This is a genomic window from Chloroflexus sp. (assembly GCF_034434295.1).
GTDB lineage: Bacteria > Chloroflexota > Chloroflexia > Chloroflexales > Chloroflexaceae > Chloroflexus.
This window is the reverse complement of the sequence record NZ_DAOTZQ010000044.1, coordinates 1-19,502: the sequence shown is the minus strand read 5'-3', so window position 1 is coordinate 19,502 and position 19,502 is coordinate 1. Positions and strand designations below refer to the sequence as shown.

Sequence of the window (19,502 nt, the reverse complement as noted above, 5' to 3'; positions counted from 1 at the left end):
CGACACTATGCCCGATTTTCCCACCGAAGGCTCGCCACCGTTTATCAATCGGATGCTGACGATTGCCGAATGGCGCGAATACGTTGCCAATTACGATTTTGGTAAGCTGACACCAACCCGTCTGGTGCTACACCATACCTACCGACCGGATGAAACCTCATGGCGTGGCCTGACCACCATGCGCGGAATACAGAAGTTCTACGCCGGCAAAGGCTGGACGGCTGGCCCTCACATTTTCGCCGCTCCTGATGGTATCTGGCTGGCGACCCCGATGTCGCAGATCGGCATTCACGCCGGTGCCGGCAATGGCTCACTCGCCAAAGGCTGGTATTCCATCGGCCTGGAGATGGTCGGTTATTTCGATAAGGTCTTGCCATCCGGGAAGGTTTGGCAGCATTCGCTGGCGGTTATGGGGGAATTGTCGCGTCGGTTGCAGATTCCACCGCGACAGTTGATCTCGTTTCACCGCGACTACACCAATCAAAAGAGCTGTCCCGGTTGGGCAGTAACCAAAGAGTGGGTGTGGTCACAGGTTGAATCCTATCTGAATAGCTCGACACCTCCGACCCTACCGCCCGGCCAAATCGGTACGCCCACACCTGATGATGAACGCTTGATCGAAGCCCTCCTCGAAGAGGGGTACAAACATAAGACCAATGGTCAAGGTTACAATGCCGATTGGGCGTTTCACGCCTATGCGCTCGAACACCAGCTTGGTATGCCCATGGGGCCGAGCGCCCGGCTCACTGTGGCAGGCAAAGAGTATAACTATCAGCCCTTTGCTCGCGATACACTCTATTGCGAGGTGCCGAATTGGGGTGATGTCAAGACCCTGAGTGAGTTACTGGGTGGCAGTATTCCACCGGGTGGCCTGGGCCGTGCCTTGCTTGATGCTACCTATCAAGCGGGCGGTTCGCCGTTTCGTCCAGATTGGGCTTTTCATCAATACGCCGTCGCCCGTCGTCTGGGGCCGCCGGTCGGTAAGAGTGCGCAGATTACGGTTGACGGGAAGCAGTATGCGTATCAGGTATTTGCCGTTGACACGCTCTACAACCTTGTCCCCAACTGGAGTGATGTCCGTCAGTTGAGCCAGATTGGAACTGCCACCGATCCAGCGACGGTCAGGCTGCGCGATGCCCTTCTCTCTGAAACCTTCAAACAGGCCGGTACGACCTATCGTCCCGATTGGGCATTTCATCAACTGGCCCGGCAGTGGGCGATTGGTGCTCCGCTGGCCAATAGCTACCAGATCACCCTTGAGCAGACGACGTATGCGCTTCAGCCGTTTGCGCTCGATGTTCTGTACAACGTAGTGCCAAACTGGAGTGATGTGAAACGATTGAGTGATCTGGCGCGTCAGCATGGGATGCCGGTGTTAGGGATGGCTATGTCAACCGGGCTGGCTGTGTCGGCAGAGAGTCTGAACCCGCCCGACGATGGTGGTTTCAGCATCACCCAGGTGACACCACCGGCTGTGGCTTTCAGCGAGCGTCATGGCGAGCGCGTGAGTATGGTCGTGCTGCACGCTGTACCCGGTGCGGTGGCTGATACGATTGCTGCCATGACCGACTTCAATGCCCGCTTTGCAACCCACTACCTGATCGGCCTTGATGGTCGTATCTACCGCCTGATTGATGAAGCCAAAGCGGCCTGGCATGCCGGGTTTGCTACCGGTGGCGGTGTCCGGTATAACCTGAACCGCATCAGCATCGGTATCGCACTGGAGCGTCCGGCTGGCTGGCCGGCAACCCGTGACGCCGGTGATACGGATGCACAAATTCGTGCACTACGCTGGTTGTTACACCAACTCGACGCCCGTTACCGCCTCTCACCCGATGCGATTGTGCTCTGGACGAGTCTGGCCGGTAGTGATGACGAGGTATTGAGTGGATTGCCGCTCGGTGCGTTGCGCGAAGCGTTATCCTGATCGTTCATTCTGAAGCGTACACTGTCCGGCGAGGAGCTAATCTTACCCGTGTTAACCTTCACTGAGGCGCTATGAACCTTCATCGCTGGCTGCACCTTGCGGGTTTGCTGTCCGCTGTTGTTATGTTTCTCTGGCCATCGCTACCGGTACAGGCTGCGCCAAAGGTGGTCGGTACCGGTACACCGGCCAGTTGCACGGCTGCCGCACTGGTGAACGCAGTGGCCGGTGGTGGCGAAGTTAGCTTTGATTGCGGCCCAAATCCGCATACCATTATCCTGACCTCGCCACTGATCATCAACGCACCTCAGACTTTGATCGATGGCGGTGGATTAATCACCTTACAGGGTGGTGGTGGGCGGATTATTGACCATTTCACGTATGGGAATATTGGCCCCAGCCGCCTTGAGCTGCGTAATCTGACGATTACCGGTGGCCGGGCCAGCGGTGGTGGAACCGATCAGTCGGCGGTCGATGGCAGTGGTGGTGCGATTCGTAGTTATTTTGCAGCGGCCAATTCAACCTTCACTCCCACACTGGTGATAGATCGAGTGATCTTTCGCGACAATCAAACTACCCTGACCGCAGTCCCTCCCGGCAGAGATGCCTATGACTACGGTGGTGGTGCAATTTACAGTCGTGGTGGTGCGGTCATTGTCACCAATAGCCAGTTTGAAAACAATCACGCCAACAATGGAGCTGGCGGTGCGATCCATTTGTTGCAGAGCAGTCTATCAGTTGAAGATAGCATCTTTCTGAGCAATACCGCCATTGGAGCGCGTCCGCAAGACAGTTTTGGTGGTGCGATTTCGGCGGATGGATTGGGTGGGCCGGATCGCCGTTTACGTATCGTCCGTTGTCGCTTCGAGCAGAACCAGGCGTACAATTCGGGCGGTGCCATTCACGCTAATCTGTACGAAGACAGTAGCCGCCTGGAGGTGATCGATAGTTCATTCATCGCCAATGCGGTAGTTGGCGGTCAGCGTGCGCAGGGCGGAGCTATCGGCGGTGGGGGTACGGCTATCGGTGCCGGTACCGGTAATCCTGAGATTCTTATCAGTGGCAGTTTGTTTCATGCCAATCGTACCCGACGCACACCGGGTGCCGACGGTAATCCACGTGAAGATGGCTCCGGCGGCGCGATTGCTTTCCCGCAGCAGGTGCGTCTACGGATTGTCAATTCGACCTTCGTCGCCAATCGCGCCGAAGGAACCGGCTTCAATGCAAACGGTGGGGCGCTATACGTCTTGAACAATCGTTCTGAGCCATTTGTTATTGAATCCAGCACCTTTGCCGAAAATTATGCTGGCTGGGTCGGTGGGGCAATCAGTCATTCGGGTAATGGTAGTGTCAGTAATAGCCTGTTTGCCTACAACACAGCCGGAAACGGTGGCAATGGCTGGAACATTCAGCAGCATTGCTCACGTGAATTAACGCATGATGGTCGTAGCCTGCAATACCCGCCCCGTCTCACCGGGGCAAACTTTTGGAACGATGTCACCTGCTTTGCCGGCAAGAGCGCACCATCTCAGACGGGCGATAGCCAGTTTCGCGATCCACTGCTCAGGCCGTTGGCTGCAAATGGCGGATTGACGATGACAATGGCTATTCCTGCTGATAGCCCGGCCCGTGACGTCGGTAGCGGCTGCCCGCCAACCGATCAACGAGGAATTGCTCGCCCGCAACTAAACGCCTGCGATCTCGGCGCATTTGAATTGCAGGTGTTTCTGGTCGCAACACCTTCGCTATTGGTCCGCAATCAATCACCGCCACCGCTCATTCTGCATGGCGTTGACTTTACCAGTGCTACCCAGACATTTATCGATGGTCAACCGCGTGCAACCACCTTCCTTGATAGCCAGCGGTTACGGGTCACCCTGACAATGACAGATGTTGCCGATCTCGGCCCCCTGACAATCACACTCAGCGGGCCGGGCAGTGCAGTGGGGAGCACGCAGGTGCAGGTTGTTGCAGCAGTCTACAGTGTTTACGTCCCGCAGATCAATCGCTGATCCAGTAACATCAAGTCTGGTCAGAGTAGGTGACTCTTGCCCCCAGCAGCTATGCATTACCCACACCTGGTGTCAACCACGTGCGTATCAGCGGTTATGATCGTCATAGGTGCTGGTGTGGGCGACGGGCTCGGTGGCAGCGCACAGCGCCAGTCGTGCCAGTACGTGCTGAAAGGGTTGCCTCACGCGCCCATCATGTGCGTGGCGCAGGGTTTGGAGTGCGGCAGCCACGCTGCCGCAGCAGCCGCGCTCACGATCCGGCGTGTGGTACATCGTTCCCCATCCTGGTCACGGGGGTGCTGGATGGGATCGTGCCGATCATCGAGTCGGTCAGGCATGCCTGCGCTACCCGCGTGTAGATATTTGCTCATACCAGGTTCGTGCCTGCGCACTAGCGGCCACGGCCAGCACCTGCTGGCGGTGGCGATGATACCTCCACGCAGGCTGAAAGTCCGCGTCACGGGGAGCGCTTGCAGTCCAGCCTACCGCAGCGTGACATGTGGGTAATGCATAGGCGGGGCGGGTGGGGGCGTGTCGCATAACATTGCGGTATCCCACGCTGGCGAGGATGTCCTTCCCCAATAGGATTGTCCGTGTCGCAGAGTTTGGAGTGCGGAAGCCACGCTTCCGCACCGGCCGTGCTGGTGTGCAGACGCATGGTGCAGTGGTGACTCTGCTGATGATGGTCATGACAAGAAGGTTGTATCGTACACAACAGGTCTGAGCACCCATGCATCGGATGATGGGCGCGGGATGGCGTGAATCGTGCAAAAGTGTCGGGCAGGCAACAAACCTGCCCACCATCGTTTGCTACCTTCCCCTGATGGTGGCGCAAGTGCTGCACCGGCGCTCATACCTCATACTATGATGCCCCACCTGCGGCTCGCTCATAGTAATTCAGCACGGCTATCAATTCTAAACGACGCACATTGTTGAGTGAAATGTGCTATAACAAACCTTGCCGCAGATTGAACCTTACATTGTTATGCAATCAACCTGCCAACTCGCATTGCGTCCCTCGAACGTTCACCTGTATTTAATATTTGCTTAACAATTCAATGATGCTGTCTTAAATTAGTGCGTGTATTGTATCGCTGCAAGCGTTGCTCTCTGCATCTCACAGAGTGGCGCACCCTGAAGTGCCGGTAGTCAGGTAATGTGATGTCCTGGCTTCCGGTTGCGCTTGCAGATTGCAGACAGTAGTTGAAGGAGAGACACTCACTATGGTAAGAAATCCGAAACGATGGATCTACGGCCTCATGCTGATGGCACTGATCGTACCGGTCATTGCCGCCTGTGGTACACAGCCGGCAGCTCAGCCCACTGCGGCACCGGCAGCCCAGCCGACTGCGGCACCGGCAGCCCAGCCCACCGCAGCTCCAGCCCCGACCACTCCGCCTGCCTCTGAGCTGGCTTCATTAAGTGGCGACATCATTATTGACGGTTCATCAACGGTGTATCCGCCGACCGCTGCTGCTGCCGAGGAATTCTTGCGGCTGGCCCCGAATGTGCGGGTGAGCGTGGGTATTTCGGGTACCGGTGGCGGGTTCAAGAAGTTCTGCAACGGTGAGACCGACATCTCAAACGCCTCACGCCCGATCCGTGAAGAGGAACAGGCGATCTGTGCGCAGAACGGGATCGAGTACATCGAGCTGCCGGTGGCGTATGACGGTCTGTCGGTAGTGGTCAACCCGCAGAACGATTGGGCCACCTGCTTGACCGTAGCCGAGCTGAAGAAGATTTGGGAGCCGGAAGCACAGGGTGTGATCACGAACTGGAATCAGGTGCGTGCAGAGTTCCCGAATCGACCGCTGGTGCTGCTGGGTGCCGGCACCGACTCGGGTACGTTCGACTACTTCACCGAGGCGATCAACGGCGAGGCCAAGGCAAGCCGGGGTGACTATCAGGCCACCGAAGATGACAACGTGACGATTACCGGGGTGAATGGTGATCTGAATGCGATGGGGTATCTCGGCTACGCCTACGTAGTGGAGAACCAGGGCAAGATAAAGCCGGTTGCGATTGACAACGGCAATGGCTGTGTCGAACCGAGCTTCGAGACCATTGCCGACGCCTCTTACCAGCCGTTGTCGCGCCCGCTGTTCATCTACGTGCGCAAGGAAGCTGCCGAGCGGCCAGAGGTACAGGCGTTTGTCAACTTCTACCTCAGCCCCGAGTTCACTCCGATTATCCAGACCCCGCAGGTCGGTTACGTGAAGCTGTCGGACGAGCTGTATGCCGCGATTGCCAAACGCTTCAACGACCGCGTGCTGGGCACCCTGGTCAAACCAGGTGAGGAGGTTGGTCTGACCCTGGATCGCTACTTAGGAAAGTAACGTTCTAATCGTGGTGCGGTATGAGTCAGAGCTTCATGGCGCTTGCTCATACCGCGTCTCTATGGTAGGCTAGAGAACAGAGAAACAAAACACTTTAAAGGGAGGATTGTGTGGCTACTACTGACCTCCGTGGGCAACCAAATCTGGCTCGTGCTATTGGCGAGAAAATGATTCAGGTTTTACTGATCATTGCAGCAACCGTTTCTATTTTGACAACTGCTGGAATCGTCTTTTCTCTCCTCTTTGAAACAATTGCCTTCTTCAGAGAAGTCTCTATCATCGAGTTCCTCACCGAAACAGAATGGACACCTCTCTTTTCAATTAAGAAGTATGGTATCTTGCCATTGGTGTCGGCAACCGTCCTTACATCTGCAATCGCGATGCTGGTTGCAGTGCCGCTCGGTCTGGTGTCCGCGATTTTCCTTAGTGAATTTGCCTCAGATCGCATTCGGCGCACGGTGAAGCCTCTGCTCGAAATCCTTGCCGGTATTCCAACCGTTGTGTACGGCTATTTTGCTCTCACAGTGGTAACACCATTTCTCAAGAACTTCATTCCAACCCTTAGCATCTTTAATTCACTCAGTGCCGGGCTTGTGATGGGAGTCATGCTGATACCGTTTGTCGCTTCATTGAGTGAAGATGCGTTATCGGCAGTACCCAATTCGCTCCGTGAAGCAGCGTATGGTCTGGGTTCGACTAGATTTGAAGTTGCTACCCGGGTTGTGACGCCGGCAGCTATTTCGGGGATTGTGGCTTCTGTTGTCCTGGCGTTTTCCCGTGCTGTCGGTGAGACGATGATTGTTGCCATTGCTGCCGGGCAAAATCCCCGCTTTACCTTCGATCCAACGGTACCGGTGATGACAATGACTTCGTACATTGTGCAGGTCAGCCTGGGTGATACGCCATATGGCTCACTCAGCTATTACACGCTGTACGCGGTTGGTTTTACGCTCTTCCTCTTCACCTTCGTGCTCAACATCTTTAGTTATTGGATGGTGCGCAAGTTCCGGGAGGTTTACGATTAATGTCTGCACAGGAACAGATTCGAGTAAGTGCTCAGACGGCCGAGACTATCGTTGATCGGGGTGGTGGTAATCTAAAGTGGCGACATTTTAAGGGAACATTGCTGACCATCTTTGGTTGGCTGAGTATTATTTTCGGTTTGGGCGTTCTGCTCATTCTGATACTGGATGTGATTAGTCGGGCCACCGGTATTTTTAGCGGTGGTACGAACTGGCTCACCTGGGATTTCTTTAACAACTTTGACTCGCGCTTTCCGCAGCGGGCCGGTGCAAAGGCTGCGATTGTCGGCACGCTATATACTATCTCCTTAACCATCCTGTTTGCGTTTCCGCTTGGTGTTGCGGCTGCTATCTATCTTGAGGAGTATGCCCGTGATAACTGGTTTAGCCGTCTGGTAGAAATCAATATCAGTAACCTGGCGGCAGTACCATCGATCATCTATGGTCTGCTCGGTCTGCAAGTGTTTGCCCGCTGGCTCTTTCTCGGTCGTAGTATTCTCACCGGTGCCTTGACCCTGGCGTTGCTGGTTGTACCGATCATCATTGTGGCATCGCGTGAGTCGATCCGCGCAGTACCGTTGAGCTTGCGACAGGCCAGTTATGCACTTGGCGCGACCCGCTGGCAGACTGTCTGGCACGTCGTTCTCCCGCAATCCATCGGCGGTATTCTTACCGGCAGTATTCTGGCGGTCTCGCGGGCAATTGGTGAAACTGCTCCTCTCATCACTATTGGAGCATTGACCTTCGTACCATTCTTGCCCCGAAATATCCTGGATATCTTTACTGTCTTGCCGATCCAGATTTTCAACTGGACGTCGCGACCACAGGATGAATTTCGTGCGCTGGCCGCTGCCGGTATTTTGGTATTGCTGACAATTTTGTTGACAATCAATGCGCTGGCAATCTATTTGCGCAATCGCTATCAGAAGCGCTACTAATCACAAGTGAAGGTTGGCAATGATAGTCCACGACTTAGATCAGAATAATCCGAACGCGCTGGAAGCACGCAACATGAGCGTTTATTACGGCTCATTTCGGGCGGTGAAGAATGTGAGTTTGGCGATTGAGAAGAATCGTATCACCGCGTTGATTGGCCCTTCAGGCTGTGGTAAGAGTACAGTGCTGCGTTCGTTCAATCGCATGAACGATCTGGTACCCTCGGCACGAGTGGAAGGAGAAATTCTGTTCCACGGCGAAAATATCTATGCGCCGGGTATTGATCCGGTCAATGTACGCCGTCGGATCGGTATGGTCTTCCAGAAACCAAATCCGTTCCCGAAGAGCATCTACGAGAATGTCGCCTATGGCCCGCGTATCAATGGCTGGCGGCTCTCAAAGGGCGAAATGGACGAGCTGGTCGAGCGTTCATTGCGCGGTGCTGCCTTGTGGGATGAAGTGAAAGATAAGCTGAACCAGAATGGCCTGTCTCTCTCCGGTGGACAGCAACAGCGACTCTGTATTGCTCGTGCCCTGGCCGTGGAGCCAGAAGTGATCCTGATGGACGAGCCATGTTCAGCTCTTGATCCAATCTCGACATTGAAGATTGAAGAGCTGATGTTCGAGCTTCGTCAGCACTACACGATTGTGATCGTGACCCACAACATGCAGCAGGCGTCACGCGCATCTGACTATACGGCCTTTTTCTTGATGGACAGTGACCGCGCCGGGCAACTCATCGAGTATGGCCCGACATCACAAATCTTCCAGAACCCGAAGGATGAACGCACCGAGCAGTATATCTCTGGTCGGTTCGGATGATGTGTGTGAACCACGAGCCAATGCTGGTAGGACCCTGGGAGCGCGAGCCTCCGGCTCGCCTTGCCGGACGCGCAAGCTAATGTTGCCCTGGCACTGCGGTTGTGCATGACCCACCACAGTAGGCCGGTGCTGGTAGCCTACTGGGAGCGCGAGCCTCCGGCTCGCCTCACCCGGAACTGTACGCTCTGCCCTCTTCGCTACTCCGTTCACTTCCGCTTCTGGCGGAGAAGCGCACGACTGAACCAGTACACGACAGCGGAGCATACCCTGCACGGGTGTTACCCGCCCCCAGCGGGGGCGGGTTAGGGTGGGGTGTGTCGCAGATTAGCACTGAGAGCAGCATACGCACATTGCGCGTTTTGTAGCGGGTGCATGTTGCATAAGCTACCATGACGCCGGTGATACTGACGTATGAGGATGATGCTGGAAGATGCACTTCGTTGTACAGGCGGCAGTATCACGCGCTGAAGTGGATATACTCGCCTTGTACGCTCCTGCAACGTGTTGCCCAAACCATGCGCTTCAGACAATACCTGATGACACAAGGCCGACCTCATCCTCTTGCGGTTCGGCCAGTGCCCTGACGCCGAGTCGCCGGCAGAGTGCGTTCAGAAATGCCATCGCTGTCAGATGATCAATCACACGCGCATCGTAGCAGAGACTCAGGTGTGCCACTGCCCCGACTGCAATTGTCGTATCACTGAGGGCCACCGGCTTATGCTGCGCTTCGCTCAGCGACAATGCTGCTACTGTTCCCGGCAAGGGCGGCGTGATCTGCCACCAATCAGCAGTAACGGCAATCGCACAGGTTGCCATCCCCAGATCGTGGCCCGTTCCGGTCAAGGCGCGGGCAATGCCGCGTTCGTTGAGATCGCCGGCATCGCGAATCAACACCCAGCGGCTATCGGTTAAACCGGCAGCTACGTGATACCGATGGCGCAGCACGATAGCCGTCTCAGTCCAGGCGGCATTGATCAGCGGATGCTCAGGAAAAAGGCTGGCTGCGGCTGCGATCAGAGCGCTCAGAGGGGTCGCTTGCAGGCCATACCTTGCAAACGTCGCGTTCTGCACCCGGCATTGGTACAAAACCGATTGCAGATCAATTGCAATCGTTACGCTGGCGAGCGGTACTGGCTGTGCATCAATAATGCGCAGCCCTGTGGTCGACGACGTAATCGTACCGACCGTTTCATCTGCTACCGCTCTAGCAGGCGCCGTGTCTTCTACCGCTGCCGATGGAGGGAGAGAGTCTGATGAGCCGGAAGCTACATCCACAGCCGCAACCGTCGCGCTGGCAAGCGGTATCGGCTGCGCCTCAACAATTCGTAGCTCGGTGGTCGACGACCTAATCGTACCGACCGTTTCATCCGCTACCGCTCTAGCAGGCGCCGTATCTCCTACCGCTGCCGGTGGAGGGAGAGAGTCTGATGAGCCGGAAGCTACATCCACAGCTTTGACAACATCGGCACGCATGATGCGACCACCAGGGCCACTCCCGGTAAGAGCCGCCAGATCAACTCCCAACGCAGTTGCCAGCTGGCGTGCCAGGGGTGTCGCCCGTACCCGTGGTGGCGGAGTACAACGGGCCAGCGCACCTCCTGCCGGAATTGTTTCTCCTGCGGTAACCACATGCTCAGCCACCACTCCCTCGCACTGAGCCGGGATAGCCCACTCGGCATGTACGGTTAAGACACGGGCAAGTGGCGTTGTTGGTGTGACCGACTCGCCAACGGCAACCAGCCATTCCAGTAACGTCGCCTCACCTAACGCTGGGGGGATGCTGATGGTTTGTACCTGCATCTTCAAGCCTCATCGCTTCAACCGGACTGCGTCGCCGCAGACCAAAAGTCGTTCACTTTTCGGCGCAAAAGGTCATGTTCGGAACGCTTGAGTTCAGGATCATCGACGAGAATAGCGTCGGCCAATGCCCGTGCTTCGGCCAGCAGGCGGGTATCGCCTTGTTGGGCCATCTTCAGATCGGGTGTCCCACTTTGGCGCGTACCGAAAAATTCACCCGGCCCACGCAATTGTAAATCAATTTCGGCCAGCTTGAAGCCATCGGTTGTTTGTTCAAGTGCCGCCAATCGCTCTTTTGACTGCTGATTATCGCTGTCACTGATCAGGATGCAGTAACTCTGATGATGGCCACGCCCGACCCGCCCGCGAAACTGGTGCAATTGCGCCAGGCCGAACCGTTCGGCCCCCTCGATAACAATTGTTGTGGCGTTCGGTACATCAATCCCCACCTCGATCACCGCAGTTGCGACCAGAATGTCGTACTGATGATCGCGAAATGCCCGCATCACATCGTCTTTCTCGCGGGCCGACAGTTTGCCGTGCAGCAATGCCACGCGCAAGTCGGGAAAGACTTCGTGCTGAAGGCGTTCATACATCTCTTCGGCTGAGGGCAGGTCAAGTTTTTCACTCTCTTCAACCAGTGGGCAGATGACATACACCTGGCGTCCTTCAGCGACCTGCTTCCGAATATGTCGGTAGACCTTTGCCCGCTCAGCCCGGCCCACCCGCTTTGTGCGAATCTCTTGCCGGCCCGGTGGATGCTCGTCGAGCACCGATACGTCCAGATCGCCGTAGATAGTCATCGTGAGCGTGCGCGGAATCGGGGTGGCAGTCATCACCAGCATGTGCGGATTGTAGCCTTTATTCTTCAGGCGCAGACGCTGTTCTACCCCAAACCGATGCTGCTCGTCAACCACCACCAGCCCCAGATGAGCGAATTGCACCGTTTCAGTGATCAGCGCATGGGTTCCTACTACCAGGTCAATGTCGCCGCGCGCAATTCCTTCCAGCACCCGCCGCCGCTCGCGTGTCCCCAGACTGCCGGTGAGCAAAGCGACCCGTACTCCGTGCCCATCCATATCCTCTTCGGGAGACATGCCGAGAATGGAGACGATCTCGGCCAGTTGCGCTGCTTCTTCAGGATCGAGTAGTGATCGCCAATCGGCTTGCTGATACGCAGAAGACGTAGCGGCTGTGGTTGTCTTACGCGGCACACGCACCCGACTGAGAAGTTGTTTCAGGTTTTTAGCGTGTTGCTCGGCCAGAATTTCAGTCGGTGCCATCAGGGCGCCCTGGAAGCCATTGGCAACGGCCTGTAGCAGCGCGGCTGCGGCCACCACCGTTTTACCGCTGCCAACATCGCCTTGCAGCAAGCGAGCCATTGGTGATGGACGGCGGAGGTCGCTGAAGATTTCCTCGATTGCCCGCCGTTGGGCAGTGGTCAATTGAAACGGCAACAGGCGTTGGAGTTCGGCGTGTACCTGCATATCGATGGTGAAGGCATAGCCCATCTCCTGCTGCCAGAGGCGTTTACGCTGCAACACACCGATCTGAATAAACAGAAATTCGTCGAATCCCAGCCGGCGACGTGCCGCAGCCAGGCTGGTATGGTCGGTCGGAAAATGGATTTGCGCCAGTGCTTCACTTAGCGGTATCAACCTGGCCTGCTGGATGCGAGCAGGCGGCAGATGATCCTCGACCCGTGAGACCATTGTATCAACCACTTGCTTGATGAAGCGACGCACCTGGTTCTCGTGCAAGCCTTGCGTCAAGGGATGGATCGGCACCAGGCGGCCAGTGTGTAAGAGTGCATCAGGATCAGGTGTATAGCGTTCCCAGCGTGGACTGCTAAACTGCCGCTTCCCGCCAAAGGTTGTCACTTTACCGCTAAGTGCAATCGTCTGCCCGACCCGAATCTGCTGCGCAATCCAGCGTTGATTGAAAAAGATCGCCTCGATTGATCCGGTCTCGTCGCTGACTTCGACCCGTACTCGTAATTTGGGGCCGGTGCCGATAGTGCGCACATCGGTCACCTCACCAATCACCGTTTCCTCTGCCCCGACTTGTAATTCGCTAATCGAACGTCGATTTCTCACATCATCGTAGCGCCGGGGAAAGTGGTACAGCAGATCGTGGATAGTACGCACTCCCAGGCGCCGAAAACCACCGACCAGCCGCCAGTCGATGCCCGCGATCTGCTCAAGCGGCGCATCGAGGCCGAGTTCAGCCAGCGGGCGCTGGGCCACGTTAGCTGTGCGCTTGCGTGACTGCCGGGCAGAAGTGCTACGTTTGGTTACCGGTACGTGGCCGGTATCGTGTGCAGGATCGGCAACTGCTGGCGACGGTGGCGCTGTTGGTTCAACTGGTGCAGTAGGGGCAGCGCGAAAGAGTGAGCGCAGCATGTCGATTGCCTCTGCCAGAGCCTGATCACGCTCGGCCAGCGTCATGCCATCGTAGCCGACCAGACAACCAAGCGCACGTTGCACCGCAGGCAAACGTGCTGCACTTCCTGCCGCTGAATTCCACCGGTTGAGGTACGCCACCAGGCCATCAGGTGACACCCGATCCGCGCATCCATCACGGCGCTCGGCGGCCAGCAACCTGCCGAGCGCTATTACCTGCTGTCGCTCAGCCTCGGTCATACCTCATCGAAACCTTCAAATGCGGTCACTGCCATTGCACCGGGGCCGAGGCAGGCAGCAATTGCCGGCCCCATCCGCGATACCTGGACTCGATCACGGGAAAAGATGGGGTCTAGCTTCTCAAGCAGTTTCTCAACATCTTCAGGCGTCGTCGCGTAGTGAATGATCACATCTTCAACGTGCGGAAAATCCTCGACAAAGGTGAATAGCCCTTCTATCGCCTTCGCTCGTGTGCGCGTGCGCTCGTAAGGTACGATTTCACCTTCATCGAGAATCATCAACGGTTTAATCCGCTGCATCGAACCAATCAGTGAACCACTGAAGGTAAGCAGTCCACTCTGCTCAAGGTACTCCATCGTATCGACGAAAAATGCCGTATGGGTATGGCGAATCGTTTGTCCGATCCGTTCATTCACTTCAGCCGGTGTCATACCATCACGAATAGCCCGTGCCGCTGTAATGGCCACCGAGCCAAGCCCCATGCCGGCCAGCTTACTATCGATGATCTCGATCCGGGTACTCGACGCCGGCAAACGGGAACGTCCGGCCAGTGCTTCACTGTAAATCTCGCCGAGATGCCGGCTCAGATGAATCGAAAAGACATAATCATAGCGTCCTAACAGGCTGCGGTAGAGCGTCTCAAAGGTCGTTGCGTTTGGTTTGACGATCTCGACCCGCTGGTTGCCGCTGAAGAGCTGATCGTAGACCTGATCTTCACTAATGTCAATGCCAATCCGATAAAGACGGTCATCGATACGTGCCAGCAGTGGTACCACTTCAATCTCAAGTTCGTGCGCAATATCAAACGGAATGTCACTTGCGCCGTCGGTAATAACTTTCATTGTAGCCATGGTCTGCCCTGTCTTCCGGAGCGGTTTGCCAAAGCGAATGCAATATGGTATAGTCTCACAAAGTGTGACTATTACAAAGATGTATCTTTCGGAGAGTAAACGTATGGCAACCTGTGAACTTTGCGGTAAAAAACCTTCATTTGGTCATAATGTCAGCTTCTCGAAGCGCCGCACGAACCGCATCTGGCGTCCCAACATTCAGAAGACGACATTGACGGTACCGGGCGGACAATCCGTCCAGGTTCGTATCTGCACCCGCTGCATGCGTACCCTGGTGAAGACACGATAACACATTATCCGATCTTCACTACGAGAGGCCAGTGTCCGCCAGGGACGCTGGCCTCTACGCTTTTTTTCATTATAGCCGATACGATGATGGCACGCAAACAGTCTGCCAAGGCTAGCAATCGCAGATCATCCACCTTGCTTTGGCGACGACCGGGTAATGTGCTGTCAGGTCAGGGCGTTTCGCATAGCTATCTGACAACCCGAAAAAACCAGTCTTTCACTCGCAAACATAGTTGCGAGTGGTATAATTTGTTTGTCGGGGTGAAACGATAACGCAAATCCAAAGGGGTAAGCCATGGCGAGCAAAAAGCAGCGGATCGGCGTGCTTACCAGTGGCGGTGACGCGCCAGGACTCAATGCCGTCATCCGTGCAGTCGTCAAGTCGGCGTCCGGTCTGGGTTGGGAAGTGATCGGTATTCACGATGGTTTTGAGGGATTATTAGGGACAAAGAGTTACCGGGTTCTCACCAATGCTGACGTACAGGGATTATTGCCACGGGGCGGCACAATCCTGCGCACAACGAACAAGGGGCATTTTTGCCCGCGCCGGAGCGATGAGCTGTCAGAGGCCGATCCGTATGTGCGGGCGGTAAAGGCGATTGAGGAGATGGGGCTGCGGGCACTGATCACTATCGGTGGTGAGGGGACGCAGCGGATTGCTCTTGAACTGCATAAATTGGGTGCGCCGGTGATTGGCGTACCGAAAACGATTGATAACGATCTCGCCGGAACTGATCGTACATTCGGTTTCGATACAGCGTTGCAGGTAGCGACCGATGCAATTGATCGCTTGCACACGACCGCTGCCAGCCATAATCGCGTTATGATATTGGAAGTCATGGGCCGACATACCGGTTGGATCGCTCTCCATGCCGGTCTGTCCGGTGGTGCTGATGTTATCCTGATTCCCGAGATTCCATTTTCGATTGAGCGAGTTGCCGAGAAGGTCATGGCACGTGACCATCAGGGTAGCTCGTTCAGCATCATCGTTGTGGCTGAAGGTGCCCGCCCTCGCGGTGGTAGTGAGATGTATATCGCCGAAGGCCGGTTGGGTGGAATTGGTCACTGGGTTGGTGAACAGCTCGAAAAGCTGACCGCCAAAGAGGTTCGGGTCGTCGTTTTGGGCCATTTACAGCGTGGTGGTTCGCCATCGCCCTATGATCGGCTCCTTTCGACCCGCTATGGTGCGGCAGCGGTGCAGGCGGCAGCCCGTGGTATCTATGGCGAAATGGTGGCTCTCCGCGGGCAAGACATTGTGACGGTACCGTTGGCCGAAGCTTGCGGCTACCTGAATCGGGTACGTCCACACAGCGATTTGGTGCTCTGTGCGCGTAGTTTGGGGATTGCCTTCGGCGATGAACTCTGATCACATGGCAGGTTTAGCGACAGGATAAGGATAAAGGTATGACGAGATGATCCGCTACGAGATCGCCGCAACAACTGTGACCACAGCGCCGCCGGAGCGGGTACTGGCGGTGCTGGATGATTTTGGCAACTGGCCGCGTTGGATGCCATCACTTGAACGGGTGCGTATTGAGTTGCCTCCCAACGAGCATCCTCGCCAGGGGTATCGGTTTAAGTTGCACGGTCTACTCGTGCACGCTGATATGGAAGTGATTGATTATACGCCACTCAGTCGGGCAACCCGTTTTCGTATCAGCTTTCCACCGTTTCAAGGTGTTAATCGCTGTCGTCTGATCCCACTAGAGGATGGTCGTTACCGTATCGAGCGTCTGGATCAGTTGGAGTTGCCCGATCTGGTGGCACATCTCATCGATTCGACTCAGCGTAAACGCTTCGAGAAGCTGGCAATGGAATTTCTGCAGGCTTTGCGTCGCGAAGTGGAGCAATCCCCCCATGCAACCGTCGTATCCGCTGCAACAACTGGCCGATCAGATTGAAAGAGCCGGCCTTAATGTACCGGTCGCGATACTTCTGCACATAGCAGCACCGTTTGATGTGGTGTGTAGTCAGATGGTACAGACACTGGTGCCCCTGCTGCGGGGAACTCGTTGGGCTGTCATTGCTGATACGCTCACTGTCCCCGGTCATTGGCCGACATTACGCGATTTGGTGCAGAGTCGTTTGCAACGCGAAGACTGATCAACAGCATGTCTTCAAAACTGATCACGGAAAATAATTGACAAACCCGATCTCGTGGGTTAAACTCAATAAGAAATTGGTCATTAGTCTGTAAAAGATTGCTTGTTGGCGGAAGGAAGGAACGGATATTCATGACCCTGCCGGCAATCTTCTTAATCGTTACACTGGTTGTCGTTGTTGCTCTGGTCTGGCTGCATCATGCCCGTGTACTCTCTGGTCGGCTACCGGAACGTCGGTCGTTACCTGCCTTTGATGTCCTGCGCTCTGCTCTTGCTCGCAGTGCCGAAACCGGGCGACCGGTTCATCTCTCGCCGGGTGCAAGCACCATTGGTGCCGGAGAAGGACAACGGGCCAGTACAGCCGAGCTGTTGGCCGGCTTGAGTATGATAAGCCAGGCTGCTGGCCGGGCTGCGGCCGGAGGAGCAGCAATTGAGGTTAGTTCGGCTGATGCGGTTGCTCATCTGGCCTTACGTGGTGTGGTACGGCAGGCTTATCAGGCCCTGGGGCAGTCTCAGTCGTTTGACCCGCGGCAGATTGAGTTGTGGGCGCATGCTGATGCGATGGCATACGCGACTGCTGTTGCAGCACATTATCAGCAGGCGCAATTGGAAGCCAGTGTGCTCAGCGGAGCATTTGGGCAAGAGGTGTTGCTGGCGGCTGAAACCGGTGCTCAGCGGGCGATACCGCAGGTACTGGGGAGTACTCACCCATCAGCATTGGGTTTGATGACACTCACAACTCCACACGTGCTGGTTGGTGAAGAGCTGTACGCTGCTGATGCACATCTCTCGATTGCCCCCGCCCCACAGGCCCGACTGCTTACTCATGATGCGCTGCGCACGGTGATCATCTGGCTCATGTTGATGGCTTTCGGATACGGTCTGATCCGGATAGCATTTGGATGGACGGCTTTACCGGGATGGTGAGGTAATGTCATCACCATTGCGCAATCCTCGTCAGCTTATCACTGTATTAATTGCTGGAGTGAGCGGTCTGATTGTGCTGCTCGATTTTGTTGGTGCCGGCCCGGCAGTAAGTGCGGTAGCAGTCGTTTTGGTGCGCTGGGCAGCATTGATTACAGCGATTGCGGTTGCAATTGGTGTGTTAAGTGTGTTTTTCGTTCATCTACACCGTGCTCGGAGCAGATCAGCGGAGGCCGGGTATAGCCTTGTACTTCTGGCCGGTATGATTGTGGTGATTGTGGCCGGAATCTTCTACCCAACCCGTACTGCAACCGGTTTGTCGTTACCGGCAACGCTCGCTGATCCACCAATCCGTACTGTTTTCCGTCTGATTTATGAACCGTTAGCCGCCAGTCTGTTAGCGCTGCTTTCATTTTTTGCGCTCAGTGCTATGCTGCGCGCAATGCGTAGTGGCCGCCTCGAGGCTGTGTTTGTGGTGGCTGTGGCGATTATAGCGTTGATTATTCAGTTGCCACCATTAACACTCATTCCAATAATTGGGCAGACGGTACAATGGGTGAATGACTATCTGGTTGCGGCCGGAGCGCGCGGTCTGCTGCTTGGCTCTGCGATTGGAGCGCTGGTGGCCGGAGTCCGTCTGCTAATTGGTTTTGATATGCCGTATGCCGACCGTTGATCCGGTTGGGTAGCGGTACCCGAATGTCTATGGAACACCTACCGCCGTGGTTGCGTAATGTACCTTTGCCTCCACCGCCAACTGACGCCGATGATGAGACGCCGGCCTGGTTGCGCGGTATTGATAGTTTTGCCCCTCCTGAGGCGACGCCAGCAACAGACCATCCTCCTGCCTGGCTTACTGAATCTGAACCAGACTCTGAGGCGGTAGCCGAGTCGGCAAGTGTGCCTGACTGGCTGGCCGAATTGCAAGCAGAGGTTGCCGATCCGCTTGCTGATACCGGAACCGCCGCTGAATGGTTGGGTAGTGTTGAGGCAGAACCGCCAACCGAACGTCCTTCAACATTTGGGGCCACCGGCTGGCTGCAAGGGTTAGGGGGGGAGGCGTCAACTAACCCGGCGATACCGTCTGAACCGCCACCGACGACCAGTTCGCGCCTGCGGATGCCGGTCGGCCCGACCGATTGGCTGCGCAGTATGGGCCATGAAGACGAGGTTGAGTCGGCTCCAGCAGAACAAACGCCAGAACCGGTACCCCCTGATCCAAACGCCGGTGTTCCCGATTGGTTACGTGAGTTAAGTGAAGAGGATGTCTCGCAAGCCTTAGCGTCTTTACCACCAGTAGAGACGACCCCTCCGGTTAAAGCGAAGGAAGCGTCTGAAAAGACTCCAACCGATTGGCTGGATGATTTGGCCCGACTGGCCTCAGAGGATGACTGGGCAAGAGCCGGTAGCGCAAATGCTGAGACGGTTGTTGCAACTGATGTTCCTGACTGGCTGTCTTCCACTCAGCCACCGACTGTTGATCCTTCGGCACCGGCTCTACCGGCCTGGCTTCAGGATGTTGCTGGTGATGAGCCACCTGCTGCACCAGGTTCGGTGCGTCTTGATTTACCTTCCTGGTTGCTCGAAGATGAGTCTTCAATATCATCGACTTCACCTGCAATTCCGCCTGACGCGCCAACGTTGCTGGCCGATAGTCGTGCTGTTGTACCCGGGCAGGAAGGTGTCGATCTGTCTGCTCCTTCGGGGATGACGCCTGCCGGTTCTGAACCTGAAGCCTCTGCCGACATCCCAACCTGGCTGCGCGAAGCCGAGGCACCTGCTGCCGATGCATGGCCGGCTGCCGCTGCCGATGAAGCGCCGGCGTGGTTGCAAGACGAAGCGGCGC

Annotated in this window: 15 protein-coding genes and 1 pseudogene; 13 read left to right on the top strand and 3 right to left on the bottom strand. The window is 56.0% G+C overall.

Translation table 11 applies throughout. From position 1 onward, the window contains the following. Positions 1–7: 7 nt before the first annotated feature. The 6 genes from VAE57_RS06480 to pstB all read left to right on the top strand — a co-directional run bounded on the left by VAE57_RS06480 (position 8) and on the right by pstB (position 9,052). Positions 8–1,927: a peptidoglycan recognition family protein gene (locus VAE57_RS06480; protein ID WP_322821070.1), complete on the top strand. Its 1,920-nt coding sequence runs from the start codon at positions 8–10 to the stop codon at positions 1,925–1,927. A 71-nt stretch (positions 1,928–1,998) separates the two neighbouring features. Continuing rightward, positions 1,999–3,936, top strand: coding sequence for a choice-of-anchor Q domain-containing protein (locus VAE57_RS06475; RefSeq protein WP_322821069.1), 1,938 nt, complete (start codon positions 1,999–2,001; stop codon positions 3,934–3,936). Positions 3,937–5,159: 1,223 nt separating this feature from the next. Beyond that, positions 5,160–6,272, top strand: a complete 1,113-nt coding sequence (locus VAE57_RS06470) for a PstS family phosphate ABC transporter substrate-binding protein (RefSeq protein ID WP_322821068.1) — start codon at positions 5,160–5,162, stop codon at positions 6,270–6,272. Between the two features lie 110 nt (positions 6,273–6,382). Then, positions 6,383–7,297: a phosphate ABC transporter permease subunit PstC gene (gene pstC, locus VAE57_RS06465; protein WP_322821067.1), complete on the top strand. Its 915-nt coding sequence runs from the start codon at positions 6,383–6,385 to the stop codon at positions 7,295–7,297. Further along, the gene (gene pstA / locus VAE57_RS06460) at positions 7,297–8,232 is read left to right on the top strand and encodes a phosphate ABC transporter permease PstA (protein ID WP_322821066.1); all 936 of its coding nucleotides are present in this window, start codon (positions 7,297–7,299) and stop codon (positions 8,230–8,232) included. The genes pstC and pstA overlap by 1 nt, the downstream gene beginning before the upstream one ends. A gap of 19 nt (positions 8,233–8,251) precedes the next feature. Beyond that, complete coding sequence (pstB, locus tag VAE57_RS06455; protein ID WP_322821065.1) at positions 8,252–9,052, top strand: phosphate ABC transporter ATP-binding protein PstB; 801 nt, start codon at positions 8,252–8,254, stop codon at positions 9,050–9,052. A gap of 522 nt (positions 9,053–9,574) precedes the next feature. On the opposite strand, the gene VAE57_RS06450 is transcribed toward pstB, so the two are convergent. Genes VAE57_RS06450 through VAE57_RS06440 form a run of 3 tightly spaced genes read right to left on the bottom strand, consistent with a single transcriptional unit; the run spans position 9,575 to position 14,342 of the window. Continuing rightward, positions 9,575–10,852, bottom strand: coding sequence for an E3 binding domain-containing protein (locus VAE57_RS06450; protein ID WP_322821064.1), 1,278 nt, complete (start codon positions 10,850–10,852; stop codon positions 9,575–9,577). Between the two features lie 17 nt (positions 10,853–10,869). Continuing rightward, positions 10,870–13,491: an ATP-dependent DNA helicase RecG gene (recG, locus tag VAE57_RS06445; RefSeq protein WP_322821063.1), complete on the bottom strand. Its 2,622-nt coding sequence runs from the start codon at positions 13,489–13,491 to the stop codon at positions 10,870–10,872. Beyond that, on the bottom strand, positions 13,488–14,342 hold the full coding sequence (locus tag VAE57_RS06440) for a DegV family protein (protein ID WP_322821062.1): 855 nt from the start codon (positions 14,340–14,342) through the stop codon (positions 13,488–13,490). The genes recG and VAE57_RS06440 overlap by 4 nt, the downstream gene beginning before the upstream one ends. Before the next feature lie 103 nt (positions 14,343–14,445). Between VAE57_RS06440 and rpmB the strand changes: the two genes are divergently transcribed. From rpmB to VAE57_RS06405, 7 genes and pseudogenes are all read left to right on the top strand, one after another. Beyond that, positions 14,446–14,631, top strand: a complete 186-nt coding sequence (gene rpmB, locus VAE57_RS18780) for a 50S ribosomal protein L28 (RefSeq protein ID WP_416208436.1) — start codon at positions 14,446–14,448, stop codon at positions 14,629–14,631. Between the two features lie 294 nt (positions 14,632–14,925). Further along, complete coding sequence (locus tag VAE57_RS06430) at positions 14,926–15,996, top strand: ATP-dependent 6-phosphofructokinase (protein ID WP_322821060.1); 1,071 nt, start codon at positions 14,926–14,928, stop codon at positions 15,994–15,996. 46 nt (positions 15,997–16,042) lie between these two features. Next, positions 16,043–16,531, top strand: coding sequence for an SRPBCC family protein (locus tag VAE57_RS06425; protein ID WP_322821059.1), 489 nt, complete (start codon positions 16,043–16,045; stop codon positions 16,529–16,531). Continuing rightward, the gene (locus VAE57_RS06420; RefSeq protein ID WP_322821058.1) at positions 16,488–16,733 is read left to right on the top strand and encodes a hypothetical protein; all 246 of its coding nucleotides are present in this window, start codon (positions 16,488–16,490) and stop codon (positions 16,731–16,733) included. The genes VAE57_RS06425 and VAE57_RS06420 overlap by 44 nt, the downstream gene beginning before the upstream one ends. Positions 16,734–16,864: 131 nt before the next feature. Beyond that, a complete protein-coding gene (locus VAE57_RS06415) occupies positions 16,865–17,659 on the top strand; it encodes a DUF6754 domain-containing protein (RefSeq protein WP_322821057.1) in 795 nt (264 codons plus the stop codon). Positions 17,660–17,663: 4 nt separating this feature from the next. After that, positions 17,664–18,332 (top strand): hypothetical protein, encoded by a 669-nt coding sequence (locus VAE57_RS06410; RefSeq protein WP_322821056.1) that lies wholly within the window; start codon positions 17,664–17,666, stop codon positions 18,330–18,332. A gap of 29 nt (positions 18,333–18,361) precedes the next feature. Then, positions 18,362–19,502 (top strand): annotated as a pseudogene (locus tag VAE57_RS06405) (hypothetical protein); the annotation flags it as partial.